The sequence below is a fragment of the Amycolatopsis sp. NPDC049691 genome, assembly GCF_040675005.1.
GTDB lineage: Bacteria > Actinomycetota > Actinomycetes > Mycobacteriales > Pseudonocardiaceae > Amycolatopsis.
This window is the reverse complement of record NZ_JBFANX010000004.1, coordinates 454,910-470,380: the sequence shown is the minus strand read 5'-3', so window position 1 is coordinate 470,380 and position 15,471 is coordinate 454,910. Positions and strand designations below refer to the sequence as shown.

The window sequence follows — 15,471 nt, the reverse complement described above, 5'->3', positions numbered from 1 at the left end:
CAGCGCTGGTAGCGCGGCTGCGCAATGACCTAATCGGGTGAGCTCAGCGATCGGCTCCACCTGCACTAGCATGTGCTGCATGGCTGGTAGCACCGCGAGGCGCCGATGAACCTCGGCGACGCGCTGAAGGAGGCGCGCGAGTCGCGTGGAGTTTCGCTGAGGAAGCTGGCCGTGCTCATCGGTCGCAAGGAGTCGGATTCCGGGCTGATCTCGCGCTGGGAAACCGGCGAGCGCAACCCCAAGCCGGACGACGTGGCATCGATCGTCGAAGCGCTCGGTATCGGAGATGACGCTGGCGCCGAGTTGATGGCGCTGGCCGCCAATGTGGGGCAGGGCGGACGTTGGCATGCCGTGACGGTGGTGGAGCGGCGGCAGCAAATGAACGCGCTGCTGGCCGCGGAGCGGACGGCGACGACCGTCACGCACCTGGCTCCGCTGTTGATCCCCGGCGTTCTCCAGACCAGCGCGGTCATCCGCGCGATCATGGTCGACGCGGAAGTGCCCGCCGACGAAATCGACGAACGCGTGGCGATCCGGATCGGCCGACGCGACCTCATCACCCGCAAGGCGCCGGCAACCCTTGATGTGTTGCTGGGTGAAGCGGCAATCAGGCATGTCATCGGCGGTCGTGACGTCTGGGTCGAGCAGCTGACATATCTCTCGGAGATGATCGAGCTGCCCAACGTCAATGTGCAGATCGTGCCGTTCGAGGCCGGGTGGACGCCGGTCCTCACTGGCTCGTTCATCCTGTTCGACTCGGCTCAGGCGCCGTCGATCATCAATCTCGAGCTGCATCGCGGCGGTCTGATGCTCTACGCCGAGGAAGACATCGCGGTGCATCGGCGGAAGGCCGAGGTAGCGCGTAGGAAGGCGATGAGCGCGGAGGCGAGCCTCGAACTCATCGTGAAGGTGAAGGGTGAGCTGATGGAGGCGGAGAAATGACGAACTCGACCGGCTGGTTCAAGTCGAGCTGGAGCTCCGAGACCGCGGATTGTGTCGAGGTTCGCCTCGGTGACGACGTCGGCGTGCGTGACTCGAAGGCGCCGTCCGATGGGCAGCTTTCAGTCGACCCGGCTGCTTGGGGCGCGTTCCTGGGGTGCCTCACGGAAGCCTGACCAGGCGCGCGGTTAATCGAACGCATGTTCTAGTCGCGTGGTAGGTTCACGTCGTTCGAGGTCGCGGGTCCGGGAGGTCGAAGTGGCGTGGTTGCTGAGGGAGCGAGCCACCGGCTGCGAGTGGCGCATCGGCGACAGTGACCTCGCCTGGGAGGCCGGCGGCTACGACACCGCCAGGTTCGAACTCCACGTCCTCGATGAGGAAGTCATCGGGGCGCCGGACGGCCTTCCCGGCTCCCGTCGGAAGTCGGCAGCCTGCGCCAGCACCTCGTAAGCCCGCTCGGCGGCCTTGATGATCACCGTGTGGCGGCCGAGCTCTGCCGTTCCTACGATGATCACCTCGGGTGCGGGGATCGCGGGGTGGTGCCGGATGACGGGGATGCTTCGTCTGGCCGTCGGATTGGCAGTGGGCCTGGCGCTCACGCCGGTGACCGTGTGCCTGCTGCGCCGGTTGATGAACTTCAAGCTGTCGAGCCTGTGGGTTGCTGCTGTGGTCGTTGTCGTCGCGGCCGCGGGAGCGGTCGTGGCGCTCTGGGTGCCGGCCGCGATGGCCTTTGGCGCTGCATTCGCCGTACTGGGCGTCCCTGCGGCGGCTGTCGACGCCGCCGAGCATCGCATCCCGGACTTGCTCAGCCTCCCGCTTCTCGGCGCAACCGTTGTCGCCGCAATCGTTGCCGCCTTGCTCGGCGATGACGTCGGAGGCGGCCTGCGCGCCCTCGCCGGCGGTGTGTTTTGGGGCGCGGCGCTGCTGCTGTCCTACCTGGTTACCGGTCAGCCGGGCCCCGGGGACGTCAAACTCGCTCCGAGCGTCGGCATTTTGCTGGGCTGGTTCGGCTGGTCCTGGGTCCTGGGCGGCTTCCTCGCGACGTACGTCCTCACCGCGGTGGCGGGCTTGGCCGGCGTGCTGCTCCGCAGGTACTCGTTCCGGGAGGGGCAGGTGCCGATGGGGCCGTCCATGATCGTCGTCGCTTTCGTGTGCGGCACGCTGGCCCAGCTCGGGTCAGGCTGAGCGACGGGCGCCTTCCGAGTCCTGGCTCCGGCGGTGCCGCGCCTGGTCGACGATGTCCGCGTGCTCGCTTACCCAGTCGGCGAGCGGCTGCATGGCTTCGAGCGCTTCCCGCGTCGCCGGGGCCAGCGAGTAGATGACCGACGGTGGGAACACGCCTGCTTCCTGGTCGCGGACGATCAAGCGGTCGGCCGTCATCGTCTTCAACGTGCGTGTCAGCACGCTGGCATGGAGGACCCGCGGCCGGCCGGACCAGCTGTTCGCCGCCGCGGCGGCGTTGAGTGAGCCGACCAAGTCGAGGAGTTCGGTGTAGTGCTTCGGGCCGCTCTTCAATGCCAGCAGGATCGCCGTCATCCAGTCGCCGCCGAAGAGCTGCTTCGCGTCGTGCAGCTTCCGCAGGCGCTCGGCGTCCTCGGCGGTGATCGCTTGTGTGCTCGGTCGAGTCATCGTTCCCTCCCCGGTTCGATCACCCCAGGCTGTTGATCTTAAGTTTCCGCAGGTCACGTCTCAACTATCGAACGGGCATTCACTTGATTGGGTCTTAATTTCAGTTAAGACGCCTGGTCGGCGGTACCGTCGAGGGGAGCTGAGGAGGGGTGATGGCCGAACGCGGGCGTGACTTCGCGGACAAGCTGAACCACCTGTTCGCCGTCACGAAATCGCCGGAGGGCGAGGAGTACAGCAACGACTTCGCCGCGGACTCGATCACGGTCGCCGGCACGAAGATCTCCGGCACGTACATCTGGCAGCTGCGCAAGCGGAAGCGGGACAACCCGACGATCAAGCACGTCGAGGGGCTGGCCAAGTTCTTCGGGGTGCCGGTCAACTACTTCTTCGACGACGGCGTGACCGACCGCGTCGACCGGCAGCTCCGCGAGCTGGCCGCAGAACAGGAACGCGTCAAGGCGAACGCCGGTGACCAGGAAGCGCAGCGGATCGCGATGCGGGCCGGTGAGCTGACTCCGGATCGCCGTCAGCTCGTCATGGACCTGCTCGACGTCGTCTACCGCGACCAGCAGGCAGCGCGGGAGCGAGGGGAGCGGTGAACGAGCGGCTGCTGCGCCGCCGGTGCCGGCGGCTGCTGAAGGAGCTGGAGATCCGGCCTCCGCTGGACGTCGTCGAGCTGTGCCGACGCGTCGGTGAGCGCCGCGGCAAGCCGATCAAGCTGCTGGCCCACTCCATCCCGGTGCCCGGCCCCTTCGGCGTTTGGATCAGCACCCGCCCGGCGGACTACATCCTGTACCAGCGCGAAACCAGCAGGCCGCACCAGAACCACATCATCCTGCACGAGCTGGGCCACTTGCTGGCCGGTCACGAGAGTGATCCGTGTGATGACGAGCTCCTGGCCGGGCTGTACCCGGACATGTCGCCGGAGAGCCTGCGTCAGCGCTACCCGGATCTCGAGCCGGACGCCGTTCGCCGGGCGCTTCGGCGTACCTCGTATGACACCGACCAGGAGCGCGAGGCCGAGACGACGGCAACGATCATCCTCGAGTGGGCGTCGGTCCTGGACCAAGTCGGCGTCAGCGGAAGATCGAGCGAGGCCGCCCAGGAAATGGGGGCCGCGCTCGAAGGCCGTCTGGGGTGGCTGTGACGCCTCTTGTTCTCGCCTACGGGATCGTGTCGGGTGTCCTCCTGCTCTGGCTGGCCGGGAGGTTGGCGCGGAACCCGAGGAACACCGCGCTTCGCAGTGTGACGGCGCTGGTGGCCTGCCTGGCCGTTGCGTTCCCGTTCGGTGCCGCGGCCGACAAGGGCGCTCATGCGTTGGGCCTGCCGCCGATGATCTCGCGGCTGATCCAGCACGGTCTCCTGCTGGTCGGCGTGTACAGCCTCGTGTGCTTCTTCCTGTTCTCGGCGCGGGAGCGCGCGACCGCCCGGCGACGCGCCGGCTGGTACGCCGCCCTGCTGCTGGGAGCCGAAGTCGTGCTCCTCGTTGCCGCGCTGGCAACACCGGTCTCGGCTCGCACCAACGACCAGTCGGTACCCAGCGTGGCGGTCTTCTTCATCGCGGCCGATGTCTTCATGGCGGTCGGCTTTGCGACGGCAGCGGTCTGGGCTTGGCGGTACGCGCGCGAAGCAGGCGGCAGGCTGGCGCGAGGGCTGCGGATCGCCGCCGTCGGCCTGGTCGCGATCGTCTTGGCGAACTGCGTCTTCGTGCCCGCGATCGTGCTGGGGTTGGTTTACAACGTCGGGGTCGCTGATCGCGCCGGATCCGCCGGGACGGTGGTGGGCGCCATCGCCGTCACCGTCCTGCTCATGCCAGGTGTCCTGCTGTTCCTGGCTGGAGTCAGCTATCCCGCCTTGATGACCAGGGTGGGCGCGGTGCGAGTCTGGTGGCGTCACCGCCGCGGGTACCGGCAGCTCGCGCCACTGTGGACGGTGCTGCATTCGGAGTTTCCCGATGACGCACTGGACCGGGTTCCGGCTGCGCCGTGGCGAGATGCGCTTCGGCTACGAGGAACACACCGCCGGTACTACCGCCGGGTCGTCGAATGCCGCGACGGCTTGGTGCGGATCAGCCCGTACCTGGCGCGGACCGACGCTTCCGCCGATCTCCCGAGCCGTCTGCAGGAGGCGCTCGCCGCGCACGCGGCTGGTGAATCTGTCCCCGCGAAGGCGGTGCCGGTCGCGTTGCCGGAAGGCGACGGACTGGACGCTGACGTTCGCGAGCTGGTGCGACTGGCTCGGGGCCTGGAGATGAGGGGAGCGGGATGACCAAAGCGCTGATCATCGGCGGAGGTATCGCAGGGCCGGTGACGGCCATGGCCCTGCAGAAGGCGGGCATCGACTCCGTCGTCTACGAGGCTCACGAGACGGGCGCCGACGACGTCGGCGCCTTCATGACGATCATGAACAACGGCTTCGACGCCCTGCACGCGATCGACGCCGACAAGCCGGTGCTGCAGGCGTCCTTCCCAGCTGACCGCGCGTTGTTCTGGAGCGGCTCGGGCAAGAAGCTCGGCGAATCGCCCATCGGCGGCGGCTCGGCAGGCGGTGGGTACGGGCCGCACACCATCAAGCGGGCCGAGCTCTACCGGGTGCTGCACGAGGAAGCCACCCGGCGCGGGATCACGATCGAGCACGGCGAGCGGCTTGACGACGTCGACACCGACATCGAGCACGGCGTGGCGGCGATCTTCGCGGACGGCTCCCGCCAGGAAGGCGACCTGCTGATCGGCGCCGACGGTATCCACTCGGCGACCCGTGTCCTCATCGACCCGGAGGCACCCGAGCCGCGGTACACCGGAACGGTGGTGCTCTGCGGCTATGCCCGGCAAGCGCCGGTCGATCCGGTGCAGGGCGTGTACCGGATGATCTACGGCAAGCGCGTGTTCTTCGCCTACACGACCGCGCCGGACGGCGAGACGTGGTGGTTCGTGAACTTGCCGCGTCCGGAGCTGTCGAAGGCGGAGCTCGCGGCGACGTCGCTCGAGGAGTGGAAGCGGCAGGCGACGGCGTTGCTCCGCCGTGACCGGTCTCCGGCGGCGGCGATCGTCGAGGCGTCGGAGCAGATCCGCGCGAGCAACGGCTACGACATCGCCTCGACGCCGAGGTGGCACGCCGGCCGGATGGTCGTCATCGGCGACGCCGCCCATGCTGCGGCGCCGAACGCCGGTCACGGCGCGTCGATGGCCATGGAGGACGCCGTCGTCCTGGCCAAATGCCTGCGCGACCTCCGTGAACCGGCGGCGGCGTTCCGTGCCTACGAAGCGCAGCGCCGGGAGCGAGTCGAGCGGTTGGTGGCGACCAGCGCCAGGATGGGCAGCACGGCTACACCGGGGCCCGTCAAGCGGCTCATCCGCGACATGGCGATCTCCAAGCGGCTCAAGAGCGGCCCGCGCAACACGGCTGCGTGGCTGACCCAGCACCGCATCGACTGGGACACGAAAATCGGAGGGTAGGTCCCGACGCTACGCGGCGAGCCCTCGGTATGGCCGCACGACGGCTTCGACGAACGCGGTCAGCTGTTCGTCGATGTGCGCCCTCCCTTCGGTGTCGTTGTCGATGAGGTGAACCCGGCCGGAAACGGTCTTCTGAGCCTTGAGTAGCGCGAAGTCGTCCTTGCGGTAGAGGGCTTCTGCGGCATTGCTGGGCAGCCGGTGCTCGTCGGAAACGATCAGGTTGATCGACTGGCCGGCCACCGAGATCCTCGGCGGCTCGCCTCGCTTGGCCAGCCGCGCGGCGCGCACCGCGTCATGGGCTCGGACGTGGATGACCTGGGAGGCAGCCAAGACTTCGTCGCCGAAGACCTGGAGTGCTCCGATGGTGTCGGCCCGGGCGAATTCGACGAGCGTGATCGGGCTGCTGCGCCGGTTCTCCCACACGCGGTGGCCGAGCGCGTGGAGCGCGGGGCGAAGGTTTTCCTCACGCTCCACTTGGAATGCGCCGCCGAGTTGGGCGCTGAAACCAGTGCCGCGACCGTCGCCCAGCAGCATCAGCGAGTGCAGGAAGTCTTCGAACGCGTAGACGTAGTCGCTCAGCTCGTCCACCTGCAGCCTCCACCGCCGGAGTTCCTCGGCCAGGGCGCGCCGGACCAGCGACTTGCCGGCGCCTGGCAGCCCAGTGATGAAGATGACCGGCGCGCGGTGCCGGAACGCAAGGTGCCGCAGCACCGCGTCTTCGGCTTTGGGAGACAGCTGGTAGGTGGTCCGCAGTTCCCGGATCCGGTCGGCGAGGTGCGGCCAGGCGTCATCGGACGTGCCGCCCAGGACTTCACTGGCCAGAACCGACTCCAAGGGCTCCGACTTGCCCCAGATCTCGTCGAAGTGGCTTCGGAACACCTTGGCAGCCGAGATCTCGTCCAGCCGCTCGGGCCGGTCCTTCCCGCCCCTGCGCCGGTTGAGCACCGTGTGGTGCTCCGAACCGGAGAACACGTGGTACGAAAGGTGGTCAGAGGTGAGCGTGCGGGACACGCGGACCTCGATATCGGCACCGAGAAGCTCGGCTCCGGCCGTCAGAGACTTCGGTTCGGCGCGGGTGATCACTCGCACCCCTCGACGGCTGTTGATCTGCGACCACGATTCCTGGATCTTGGCCAACACCTTGGAGACGCCCGCGGGCAGGAGATTCGGGACCAATGCGTCGAGACGATCGACCTGGTCGTTCTTGGCGACGACGAGCATCTCGGCGAGGTAGTTCCGGCGGGTCATCCGCTGGGAGAGCCCGGTCGGCAACCGGGTGCGTCGCCACAACGACCGGACGATCGCCACAATCAGAGTGACGGTCACGCCGCTGGTCACCGGCACGACGAGCTGGCTCCAGTTCATCGTGATCCCCTCCTCGCCGTCTTCTCGGTGGGAGGTTCGACGTCCACACCACAGATCTTCGCAGCGACTTCACTACCCGCCACCTGGACGAGTGAAACGCCCGGATTGCTGATGCCAAGTCACCACGTGCAACGCCGGTTGGTCCGATGATCTCGACACGCTGGCCGGGACGCGGCGGAATGAATTTCGTCAGAACTTCCATGCGTACTTGGAAGTCCGTGTCATGCGCCGTTTGCAGGGCGTGGCACCACGGCCTGTAGACCGGATTCATAGCAGGAACATGGATCGGTTTGGAGGCCAGAATGCCGAATTTGAATTCTCTTCGCCAGGCGGCTCGGATTACTGCCACGGGTTCTGTCATGGTCGCCTTGCTTGGCGCGGCGTTGACGCCGGTCGCGGATGCTGCTGCCAGCTACGACCTCAGGGATTCTTGCGGCTACCAGGGCTGGGGCGAATACCGGCATTGCGACGGTGGTACAGGTTCTACCGTCATGCTCGACGTCCAGGACATCTGGGGCAACATCTACCACTACTGCGTGGGACCAGGTGTCACCGATCTTCAGCCGGTGATCAGATGGCGTGTCACCGGCGCCTGGTGGAACGGTGGCGTCGGCTGTGCCCCCGGCTACTACGGGCCGGAGTGAAGCACACATTCGAGTGAATAGAACTGTGTTGTCTCGTGTCGTCTCGCTTGCCCGGTTTGATGAACCTGATCAACGGTTCGTCAGGGAGGTAGAACAATGATGCAAAGCTGGTTCTCGGTCGCGGGGCTCATTCTCGTTTCGGCGGGATTGGTGAGTTGCACGGGAGAAACGCGAGGACAGGCGCCGAGCGCCCTGCCTTCCGGGGTGTCACTGCCGTCGGGTTCGAAGCCCGTCCGGCCCGAGGATGAAGCCTCTCAGGCCGCGTTGGCTGCCTACGAGCTCTACTGGCAGATCAGCGAACAGGCTGGTCGTGCTCCCCGCGAGAAAGACTGGCGGCCGGAGCTGGCGAAGGCCATGGCCGACCCGGCGCTGACCGACTACGTGAACGAGGTCGCCAACCTCGCCTCCGTGCCGGCACATACCGTCGGCCGGTATAGGCGGGCGCCGAAGGTGACCTCGGTGTCCCTGGGCGAGCCGCCACGCGTGGTCGTCACCGACTGTCTTGATGCCACCGACGAGCACCTCGTGAGCGACAAGGCCGGCGAGCCCGGCCGGAACCTCGACAACCCCGACCAGCCACGGCGGTACGAGTTCGAGGCCCAGGTCGTCCGCTACCCGAACCCCGACCGCTGGCTGGTCCAGCAAGTCCAACCACGCCTGGAGAAACCATGCTGAAAGGAAGCTGCCTCCTGGCCGTCGGCCTGGTCGCCGCCGCCCTGCCTGCGGCGTACGGCCAGACGGGCCTGGGAGGATGCAAGTCGGTCGGCACCCGCGGGATGTGCTGGGTCGAGGCCACCGACCCAGGACGCCCAGGATCCGTGGGCTCTCCGCAACACGGCTCGGGACCGGCTCAGCAAGCTGGTGGCCGCACATCCGGGCCGCAGTTCGCGTGCGTCGACCAGCCGTGGACACCGCCGCCCGCGGGCGACCCGCTGTGGGGTGGCCATTCGCCATCCGAAGGCTCGTTGAAACTGCTGATCTGCCAGGGCGGCGGAGCACTGCAGGGCTGGCCGCGGGTGGTGTTCACGCCGAACGGGCAGCCCGTCGCCGTGCCGCAAGTATCACCGGCCGAGCTGGCCGAACAAGCCATCTCGGCGATGGGGTTGTCGGCTCCGGACATCCGGCTCGCGCCCCCGGCGGACTCCCCGCACGGTGCGACCATCGGCTTCCCGGTGTGGATGTGGACCGCCCGTCGCGAAGCCACCGTCGGTCCGATCACGCGGACCGCGAGCGCGGGTTCGATCACCGTGACCGCCACGGCGACCTTGGCGAAGATCGACTGGTCCATGGGCGACGGCGCAACCACCAGCTGCACCGGGCCCGGCACGGAGTTCAGCGACGAGCAGGCCGGCCAGCCCTCGCCAACCTGTGGTCACGTCTATCAACGGCTCGTCGCCGGAGGCGTGGCAGGGATCAACGCCACGAGCCGCTGGGAGATCCGCTGGTCCGGCGGCGGGCAGAGCGCGTTCCGGACCTTGGCGTTGACCTCGTCGGCGCGCCTGCCTGTTCGCGAGATCCGCACGCTGAACACCCGGGGGCCGCGATGACGACGCGGGTACAGCAGTTGCGTGGAGTCCCTGACGTCCCGCCGCCGGCGCCGGTTCCGCTCCGGCCGCCCCGGCGTCGCCGCTCCAAGCTGCTTGTTCTCTTCGGTGTGGTGCTGTCCGCGCTCTCGGCCGCGGGCGTGGTGTGGGTCTTCCGCGCGACCGACGAGGCGGTGGCCGCGGTCGGCGTGGCCCGGCCGGTCCGATACGGCGAGATCATCCCCGCCGAGGCGCTGCGCGAAGTCCAGGTCCGGCCTGACCCCGGTGTCCGGCCGTTGCCGTGGGACCGGCGGTTCGACGTGGTCGGCCGGACGTCACCGACCGACTTGCAGCCGGGTGAGATCGTGACGCCCGACGTGGTGTCGGATGCTGCCGCGGTGCCTGGTGCCGGGCAGCAGTTGATCGGTGTGCCGGTCAAGCCCGGACAGCTGCCCGCGGCGCCGTTGCAACCCCGCCAGCCGATCCTTCTCGTACCCGCTGGTGCCGAGGCGTGGCCGCCCGTCCGCGGCGCGGTGATCAGCGTGAGCGACCGCGACGCCACCTCGACGCAGGTGGTGGACGTCGTCGTGCCGGAAGCGAACGGCGTCGGGTTGGCCTCTCGCGCGTCGGCCGGCGGTGTCGCGATCGTCGTGCTGCCGAAGGACCGGTGATCGACGTGCTGATCTCCTTCATCTCGGTGAACGGCAGTCCCGGCGTCACGACTGCGGCGATGGCGATGACGTGGGTCTGGCCGCGGCACGCGGTGGTCGCCGAGTGCGACCCGACCGGTGGCCGCGCGTTGAGCGTGTTCGACCCGGACGGCCGCCACGGGCGGACTGGCGTGTTCGAACTGATGCTTCAGGCGCGGGCCATGCCGCTGCACCGGGCGATGTCCAGTCAGCTGCTCGTCCTGCCGGACGGCACTGGCCGCCACCACCTCCTCCCTGGCGTCAATGCACTGAGGGAGGCCGAGAGCCTGGATTGGCGGCGGCTGACGTCGCTGTTTTTGGACTTGGAGACGGTCGACGTTCTGGCCGACTGCGGTCGGTTCCGCAGCCGGGCCACGCCGGCCGCGGTGCTGTCGGAGGCAGACCTGGTCGTAGCGGTGGTGCGCAACTGCCGCGGCTCGCTGCAGACTTTCGCGAAAGCCGTGGATGTCGTCCGCGAGGAGCACGGAGTCTTCGACAACGAAGGGCTCGTAGTCCTGCTCGCCGATCCCGAGCCGCGGACCCACCAGCGCTATCCGGCCGGCGAGATCGGCAGGGAACTCGGCCTGACCATCGCCGGCACCCTGCCCTGGGACCCCGCCAGCGCCGCGCAGTTCACCGACCGCCACCGGCCGGGCCGGAAGTTTGAGACGTCGCCGCTGCTGACTCAGGCGCGGAAGGCCACGGACGAAATCGGCCGCCGCGCGATGGAGCGCATGAGCTGGCTGCGGAAGCCGCCGCCGGTGGTGAACGGCCATGTCCGTTGACGCCGCCGCGTTCGCGGACATCGACGAGATCGTCGACCGAGTACAGCAGCGTCTGGCGCCGCTGGTTCAGCAGCAGATCGCGTCGGGAGAACGGGATGAGCGGGCAGTCGCGGAGATCCTGCTCGACGACGTCCTCGCGACGGTGATCAAGGAGTGGGCTGGCTTCGGGCGACCGTTCCTCGACTTCGAGCAGGAGCAGGCAGTCAGGTCGGCGGTGCTGGCGGAGATGTTCGGCCTTGGCCGGCTCGAGGCGCTGCTGGCCGACGACGAGGTCGAGAACATCGACATCATCGGCAGCGACCCGGTGTGGCTGTCCTACCACGACGGCCGCGTCGGCAGGGCACCCCGGATCGCCGCGACCGATCAAGCTGTTGTCCAGTGGCTGCAGCGGATTGCCGCCCGGATGGGCCGCACCGAGCACACGATCAACGACGCCCGCCCTCTGCTCAATATGGAGCTCCCGGGCGGGGAACGGCTGTCAGCGGCGATCGGCGTCACCGACCGGCCGCACGTCTCGATCCGCCGGCACCGCCTGCCGACCGCGGGCCTGGAAGCGCTGCGGCAGCGCGGCATGCTCTCGACCGCCCAGCTGGCGCTCCTGCGGGCGGCCGTCCGGGCGGAGAAGAACATCGTTATCTGCGGCCGGCAGAAGGCCGGGAAGACGACGCTGCTGCGCGCACTGTGCTGGGAGGTTCCGCCCACCGAGCGCTTCGCGACGCTGGAGACCGAGTTCGAGCTCGGCCTACACCGTCACCGGGACCGGTTCCCCGCGGTGGTCGCGTTCGAGGAGCGGGAGGGCAACACCGAGCGCTGGGAGAACGGCCGACCGATCGGTGGTGTCGACCTTCCGCGGCTGGTGTGGCAATCGCTGCGGATGCACACCGCGCGCACGGTCGTCGGCGAGGTCCGCGGAGGCGAGATCGTCCCGATGCTCAACGCGCTCGCCGCCGGCGGTGCCGGGTCGCTGTCCACCTTGCACGCGCGCAGTGCCGCGCAGGCCATTCACCGCATGGTGCTGCTGTGCCTGGAGACGAACGCGGGCTGGACGCCCGAATTCGCGTACGAAGTGGTCGCGAACACCATCGACCTGATCGTCCACGTCGACTTGGTGCACGAGCCCGGTCGTCTCGATCGCCACGTCGCCGAAGTCGTCGCCATCGAACCGGGGGAGTACGGACGCCCGGCCCGGACCTACCTCTTCGCCTCGGCGGACGGCCGGCGTCCCGTGCCGACGGGGAACCTGCCGACCGACATCGAGGACTACGAGCGCGGCGGCTTCGACCGCACCTGGCTCACGAGCAGCGGCGACGGCGGCTGGCTGACCGAGCGGAGCGCGCGATGACCGAGTTCATCCTGACGCTGGCCGGCGCGGGTGCAGGCCTGGGCCTTACTCTTGCCGTCCTCGGCATCCACGGGCTCGAGCCGAACGATATGCCGGCGTTCCGGCGCGGCCGGCGGCTCCTCAGCTGGTGGTCGGCCCGGCGGCGCAGCTCCGCGCGCTGGGCGGTGGCCTGCGGTGCAGGCGCGCTCGTCTGGCTGGTCAGCGGCTGGCCGGTCGCCGGACTCGCCATCGCCGCAGCCGGCGTCTTCCTGCCGTGGCTGTTCGGCGCAGTCAAGGTCGCCACTGAGCGGATCGAAAGGTTGGAGGCGCTCGAGGACTGGCTGCGACGCATTGCAGACGTGCTGCGCGCGGGCAACGCCGGCCTCGTCGGCGCGCTGCAGGGCTCCGCTCACGACGCGCCGCCCGCGGCCCGCGATCAACGCCGAGGTCACCACGCTGGGGCAGCGGCTGCGCACTTGGGACGTCGATGACGCTCTCCTGCAGTTCGCCGACGACTTCGATGACCAGATCGGCGACGCGGCCGCGGCTGGCCTCTGCGTCGCCCACCGGCAGGGGACCGGCACCGCCGAACTCCTGACCACCTTGGCCCGCCAGATCGCCGCTGACGTCGCGGCCCGCCGGGACGCGGAGACAGAACGGGCCCGAAGGCGGTCCGCGGCCCGGATCCTGCTGGGGCTCTGGGCCGTGATGTTCGTCGGGTTCGCCGCCTTCGGCAGCGACAGCTATACGTCGGTGTACAGCTCGGTCGGCGGTCAGCTGGTGCTCGCGGTGGTGCTGGGTGTTGTCGGCGTTGCGGTGGTGTGGCTGCGCCGGCTCGGTGTCGAGCCCCCGGCTGCACGGTTCCTTCCTCGGGAACGGCCATGAGCCCCGTGGCGGCGCTGATAGTCCTGGCGATCGCGGCGGCGATCGGCGTGACGTTGGTCGTGGCGGCCTTCGCGCCGACGCGGCCACGGCTCGCCGACGTCCTTCACGGGACGCCGCAGGGGCTACGCCATGGTCTCGTCGCGCGGGCGGACCGGATGAAGCTCATCGCGAAACCCGCTGATCTGGCGTTGGTCGGGCAGTCTCGGGAGTCCTTTGTGGTTCAGCGGGTCGGCTTCCTGCTCATCGGTGCCTTGTGGATCCCGGTCCTGACCATCGTTCTGGCGCTGGTCGGCGCGGCACCGCCGATCGTGCTGACCGGCGCAGCGTCCGTGGGGTGCGCGCTCCTCGGCTGGCAGCTGCCGGTGATCGTGCTCAACAGCGAGGTCAAGCACGCCCGGGCGGCGTTCGCCGGCGCACTGGCGGCCTATTGTCGGCTCGTCGCACTGGGACGGCTCGGCGACCGCGGCCCGGTCGAGGCATCGCGCTACCCGGCCACGCTCGGCGAGGGTTGGGCGTTCCGGCGGATCAAGCTGGCCATCGACGAAGCCACCCTGCGCGGCCGGATGCCCTGGGACGGTTTCACCGAGCTGGCCGAGGAGACCGGCGTCCGCGAGCTGAAGGACATCGGGCACATCATCGCCAGCGCCGGGCAGGACGGCGCCAGCATCGTCGGCACCCTCCGCGCCAAGGCTGCGGCCCTGGACGAGAAGCAGCTCGCCGACCGCAAGACCGGCTCGTCAGTCCGCTCAGACCGCATGGACATGCCCGTCGCCTTGCTCGGTCTGGCGTTCATCGCCTTCCTCGCGTTCCCCGGCCTCTACCTGATGCTCCACACTTAAGAGAGGAGAAGATCATGCACGGCAAGATCACGTTCTGGTGGCTCTACCTCCAGACACGCCTGAGCGAGTTCGCCGAGGAAGGTGAACGCGGCGACGAGAACATCACCAAGGCGTTCTACGCGGCGCTCGGCATCACCGTCGCCACGCTGATCGGCGCTGGCATCACGGCCTTCGTCAACGGCAAGCTCCCGCTGATCGGCGGCCACTGATGCTGGCGGGCGAGCGCGGCGACGACAACGTCGCCGCGGCCATCATCTTCAGCGCCATCCTGCTGGTCACCTGGGCGATCCTCCAGGTCGCCGTCGTGCTGCTCGGCCGCGGCGTCGCGCTCGAAGCCGCCCGCGACGGCGTCCACGCGGCTCGGCTCCCGCCGGTCAACACTGCGGCCGCCGCTTCTGCTGCGGTCGGCTACGTCACCAGGGCCACCAGCTCGTGGCTGAACGACGTCGCCGCGCATGCCGAGATCGACGGCCGCAACGTCTCGGTGACGGTCACCGGTGAAGCCGTGTCGCTGGTGCCGTTCGCGCAGTTCTCGATCAGCCAGACTTCGTCCGGCCCGATCGAGGAGCTGCGGCCGTGAAGCCGTCCGAGCGGGGCGACGTCACCATCGAGGCGGTCGTCGGCGTCGTCGCGCTCTTCCTGATCCTCGGGCTAGGCCTGGTCGGCCTGCGGGTGCTCGTCGCCGACTCGGCTATCGACGAAGCAGCCCGCTCCGCAGCCCGAGCGGCGTCGATCGCTCGCGACGGCCAGGCGGCTGCGGTCACGGCGGACCGGCGTGCCCGCGCGGTGCTGGCCGAGCAGAGGTTGGCGTGCAGCAGCCTGAACGTGGCCGTGGACACCCGCGACTTCGCCAAGTCGCTCGGAGAGACCGGATACGTCGTCGCGACCGTGACCTGCGTCGTGCCCCTCGTCGACTTGGCTCCGGAGATCGGCGGCTCGAAGACCCTTCGATCCGAGTTCCGCTCGCCGATCGACCGGTACGGCGCCCGATCATGAGGTCGCTGCGCGGAGACCGCGGATCAGCGTCGGTGCTGATCCTCGGGTTGAGCGTTGCGGTGCTGGTCGGCGTCGGGTTCGCCGTCGACGCCACTCGCAAAGGCGAGGCCTACTCCCAGGCAACATCGATCGCCGAGGAAGCAGCACGTGCCGGCGGCCAGGCACTGCGCGCCCGTGCATTGGCCGAGGGGACCGATGCCGACGTTGATCCTCAGCTGGCGGTGGCCGAGGCCCAGCGCTACCTCACCGCGTCCGGTGCCGGCGGAACCGCGCGGTGGGACGGCCGGCGTCTGATCGTCGAGACGACGATCACGAGGCCCACCGTCTTCCTCGGCTCGATCGGCATCCCCGCCTTCACCGTCCACGGCACCGGCGCGGCCGTCGTGGTCTCCGCGGGATAG

General features: G+C 68.9%; 22 protein-coding genes. 20 read left to right on the top strand and 2 right to left on the bottom strand.

The genetic code is table 11. From position 1 onward, the window contains the following. Positions 1–105: 105 nt before the first annotated feature. The 3 genes from AB0J40_RS12165 to AB0J40_RS12155 all read left to right on the top strand — a co-directional run bounded on the left by AB0J40_RS12165 (position 106) and on the right by AB0J40_RS12155 (position 2,124). On the top strand, positions 106–942 hold the full coding sequence (locus tag AB0J40_RS12165; RefSeq protein ID WP_364451183.1) for a helix-turn-helix transcriptional regulator: 837 nt from the start codon (positions 106–108) through the stop codon (positions 940–942). Then, on the top strand, positions 939–1,115 hold the full coding sequence (locus tag AB0J40_RS12160) for a DUF397 domain-containing protein (RefSeq protein WP_364451180.1): 177 nt from the start codon (positions 939–941) through the stop codon (positions 1,113–1,115). Before AB0J40_RS12165 ends, AB0J40_RS12160 begins: the two co-directional genes overlap by 4 nt. Positions 1,116–1,446: 331 nt before the next feature. Next, positions 1,447–2,124, top strand: coding sequence for a prepilin peptidase (locus AB0J40_RS12155; protein WP_364451178.1), 678 nt, complete (start codon positions 1,447–1,449; stop codon positions 2,122–2,124). Here AB0J40_RS12155 and AB0J40_RS12150 read toward each other — a convergent pair. After that, entirely contained in the window at positions 2,116–2,568 is a 453-nt protein-coding gene (locus tag AB0J40_RS12150) for a helix-turn-helix domain-containing protein (protein ID WP_364451175.1), read from the bottom strand. The genes AB0J40_RS12155 and AB0J40_RS12150 overlap by 9 nt on opposite strands. Before the next feature lie 152 nt (positions 2,569–2,720). Here AB0J40_RS12150 and AB0J40_RS12145 point away from each other — a divergent pair, with 152 nt between their 5' ends. The 4 genes from AB0J40_RS12145 to AB0J40_RS12130 are packed head-to-tail and all read left to right on the top strand — an operon-like array spanning position 2,721 to position 6,023. Then, a complete protein-coding gene (locus AB0J40_RS12145) occupies positions 2,721–3,167 on the top strand; it encodes an XRE family transcriptional regulator (protein ID WP_364451173.1) in 447 nt (148 codons plus the stop codon). Then, on the top strand, positions 3,164–3,715 hold the full coding sequence (locus AB0J40_RS12140) for a hypothetical protein (RefSeq protein WP_364451171.1): 552 nt from the start codon (positions 3,164–3,166) through the stop codon (positions 3,713–3,715). The genes AB0J40_RS12145 and AB0J40_RS12140 overlap by 4 nt, the downstream gene beginning before the upstream one ends. Continuing rightward, on the top strand, positions 3,706–4,836 hold the full coding sequence (locus AB0J40_RS12135; RefSeq protein ID WP_364451169.1) for an MAB_1171c family putative transporter: 1,131 nt from the start codon (positions 3,706–3,708) through the stop codon (positions 4,834–4,836). Before AB0J40_RS12140 ends, AB0J40_RS12135 begins: the two co-directional genes overlap by 10 nt. Next, positions 4,833–6,023 carry an NAD(P)/FAD-dependent oxidoreductase gene (locus AB0J40_RS12130; RefSeq protein WP_364451167.1) on the top strand — a complete coding sequence of 397 codons (1,191 nt, stop codon included), beginning with the start codon at positions 4,833–4,835 and terminating at the stop codon, positions 6,021–6,023. The genes AB0J40_RS12135 and AB0J40_RS12130 overlap by 4 nt, the downstream gene beginning before the upstream one ends. Positions 6,024–6,032: 9 nt before the next feature. Here the strand turns inward: AB0J40_RS12130 and AB0J40_RS12125 are convergent, their stop codons facing one another. Beyond that, positions 6,033–7,388: a hypothetical protein gene (locus AB0J40_RS12125; protein WP_364451165.1), complete on the bottom strand. Its 1,356-nt coding sequence runs from the start codon at positions 7,386–7,388 to the stop codon at positions 6,033–6,035. 359 nt (positions 7,389–7,747) lie between these two features. On the opposite strand from AB0J40_RS12125, the gene AB0J40_RS12120 reads away from it, so the two are divergent. The 13 genes from AB0J40_RS12120 (at position 7,748) to AB0J40_RS12060 (ending at position 15,471) form a co-directional block, all read left to right on the top strand. After that, positions 7,748–8,032, top strand: a complete 285-nt coding sequence (locus AB0J40_RS12120) for a DUF6355 family natural product biosynthesis protein (RefSeq protein ID WP_364451163.1) — start codon at positions 7,748–7,750, stop codon at positions 8,030–8,032. A gap of 96 nt (positions 8,033–8,128) precedes the next feature. Further along, positions 8,129–8,707, top strand: a complete 579-nt coding sequence (locus AB0J40_RS12115; protein WP_364451161.1) for a hypothetical protein — start codon at positions 8,129–8,131, stop codon at positions 8,705–8,707. 290 nt (positions 8,708–8,997) lie between these two features. Next, positions 8,998–9,579: a hypothetical protein gene (locus AB0J40_RS12110; protein WP_364451158.1), complete on the top strand. Its 582-nt coding sequence runs from the start codon at positions 8,998–9,000 to the stop codon at positions 9,577–9,579. A gap of 110 nt (positions 9,580–9,689) precedes the next feature. Further along, positions 9,690–10,226, top strand: a complete 537-nt coding sequence (locus AB0J40_RS12105; protein ID WP_364451157.1) for a flagellar biosynthesis protein FlgA — start codon at positions 9,690–9,692, stop codon at positions 10,224–10,226. Then, entirely contained in the window at positions 10,223–11,029 is an 807-nt protein-coding gene (locus AB0J40_RS12100) for a hypothetical protein (protein ID WP_364451154.1), read from the top strand. The genes AB0J40_RS12105 and AB0J40_RS12100 overlap by 4 nt, the downstream gene beginning before the upstream one ends. Beyond that, a complete protein-coding gene (locus AB0J40_RS12095) occupies positions 11,019–12,371 on the top strand; it encodes a CpaF/VirB11 family protein (protein WP_364451152.1) in 1,353 nt (450 codons plus the stop codon). The genes AB0J40_RS12100 and AB0J40_RS12095 overlap by 11 nt, the downstream gene beginning before the upstream one ends. After that, on the top strand, positions 12,368–12,841 hold the full coding sequence (locus AB0J40_RS12090; protein ID WP_364451150.1) for a hypothetical protein: 474 nt from the start codon (positions 12,368–12,370) through the stop codon (positions 12,839–12,841). Before AB0J40_RS12095 ends, AB0J40_RS12090 begins: the two co-directional genes overlap by 4 nt. Before the next feature lie 112 nt (positions 12,842–12,953). Next, positions 12,954–13,235: a hypothetical protein gene (locus tag AB0J40_RS12085; RefSeq protein WP_364451147.1), complete on the top strand. Its 282-nt coding sequence runs from the start codon at positions 12,954–12,956 to the stop codon at positions 13,233–13,235. Continuing rightward, positions 13,232–14,074, top strand: coding sequence for a type II secretion system protein (locus AB0J40_RS12080; protein WP_364451144.1), 843 nt, complete (start codon positions 13,232–13,234; stop codon positions 14,072–14,074). The genes AB0J40_RS12085 and AB0J40_RS12080 overlap by 4 nt, the downstream gene beginning before the upstream one ends. A gap of 14 nt (positions 14,075–14,088) precedes the next feature. Beyond that, positions 14,089–14,283, top strand: coding sequence for a hypothetical protein (locus tag AB0J40_RS12075; protein ID WP_364451142.1), 195 nt, complete (start codon positions 14,089–14,091; stop codon positions 14,281–14,283). After that, positions 14,283–14,654 carry a hypothetical protein gene (locus AB0J40_RS12070; RefSeq protein WP_364451140.1) on the top strand — a complete coding sequence of 124 codons (372 nt, stop codon included), beginning with the start codon at positions 14,283–14,285 and terminating at the stop codon, positions 14,652–14,654. The genes AB0J40_RS12075 and AB0J40_RS12070 overlap by 1 nt, the downstream gene beginning before the upstream one ends. Then, a complete protein-coding gene (locus tag AB0J40_RS12065) occupies positions 14,651–15,070 on the top strand; it encodes a hypothetical protein (protein WP_364451138.1) in 420 nt (139 codons plus the stop codon). Before AB0J40_RS12070 ends, AB0J40_RS12065 begins: the two co-directional genes overlap by 4 nt. A gap of 32 nt (positions 15,071–15,102) precedes the next feature. Next, the gene (locus AB0J40_RS12060) at positions 15,103–15,471 is read left to right on the top strand and encodes a hypothetical protein (RefSeq protein WP_364451135.1); all 369 of its coding nucleotides are present in this window, start codon (positions 15,103–15,105) and stop codon (positions 15,469–15,471) included.

Bases quoted from the DNA above. Each gene is read 5' to 3' on its own strand.
- AB0J40_RS12165 (WP_364451183.1), top strand. From the start codon at position 106: ATGAACCTCGGCGACGCGCTGAAGGAGGCGCGCGAGTCGCGTGGAGTT.
- AB0J40_RS12160 (WP_364451180.1), top strand. From the start codon at position 939: ATGACGAACTCGACCGGCTGGTTCAAGTCGAGCTGGAGCTCCGAGACC.
- AB0J40_RS12155 (WP_364451178.1), top strand. From the start codon at position 1,447: ATGATCACCTCGGGTGCGGGGATCGCGGGGTGGTGCCGGATGACGGGG.
- AB0J40_RS12150 (WP_364451175.1), bottom strand. From the start codon at position 2,568: ATGACTCGACCGAGCACACAAGCGATCACCGCCGAGGACGCCGAGCGC.
- AB0J40_RS12145 (WP_364451173.1), top strand. From the start codon at position 2,721: ATGGCCGAACGCGGGCGTGACTTCGCGGACAAGCTGAACCACCTGTTC.
- AB0J40_RS12130 (WP_364451167.1), top strand. From the start codon at position 4,833: ATGACCAAAGCGCTGATCATCGGCGGAGGTATCGCAGGGCCGGTGACG.
- AB0J40_RS12125 (WP_364451165.1), bottom strand. From the start codon at position 7,388: ATGAACTGGAGCCAGCTCGTCGTGCCGGTGACCAGCGGCGTGACCGTC.
- AB0J40_RS12120 (WP_364451163.1), top strand. From the start codon at position 7,748: ATGGTCGCCTTGCTTGGCGCGGCGTTGACGCCGGTCGCGGATGCTGCT.
- AB0J40_RS12115 (WP_364451161.1), top strand. From the start codon at position 8,129: ATGATGCAAAGCTGGTTCTCGGTCGCGGGGCTCATTCTCGTTTCGGCG.
- AB0J40_RS12095 (WP_364451152.1), top strand. From the start codon at position 11,019: ATGTCCGTTGACGCCGCCGCGTTCGCGGACATCGACGAGATCGTCGAC.
- AB0J40_RS12090 (WP_364451150.1), top strand. From the start codon at position 12,368: ATGACCGAGTTCATCCTGACGCTGGCCGGCGCGGGTGCAGGCCTGGGC.
- AB0J40_RS12080 (WP_364451144.1), top strand. From the start codon at position 13,232: ATGAGCCCCGTGGCGGCGCTGATAGTCCTGGCGATCGCGGCGGCGATC.
- AB0J40_RS12075 (WP_364451142.1), top strand. From the start codon at position 14,089: ATGCACGGCAAGATCACGTTCTGGTGGCTCTACCTCCAGACACGCCTG.
- AB0J40_RS12070 (WP_364451140.1), top strand. From the start codon at position 14,283: ATGCTGGCGGGCGAGCGCGGCGACGACAACGTCGCCGCGGCCATCATC.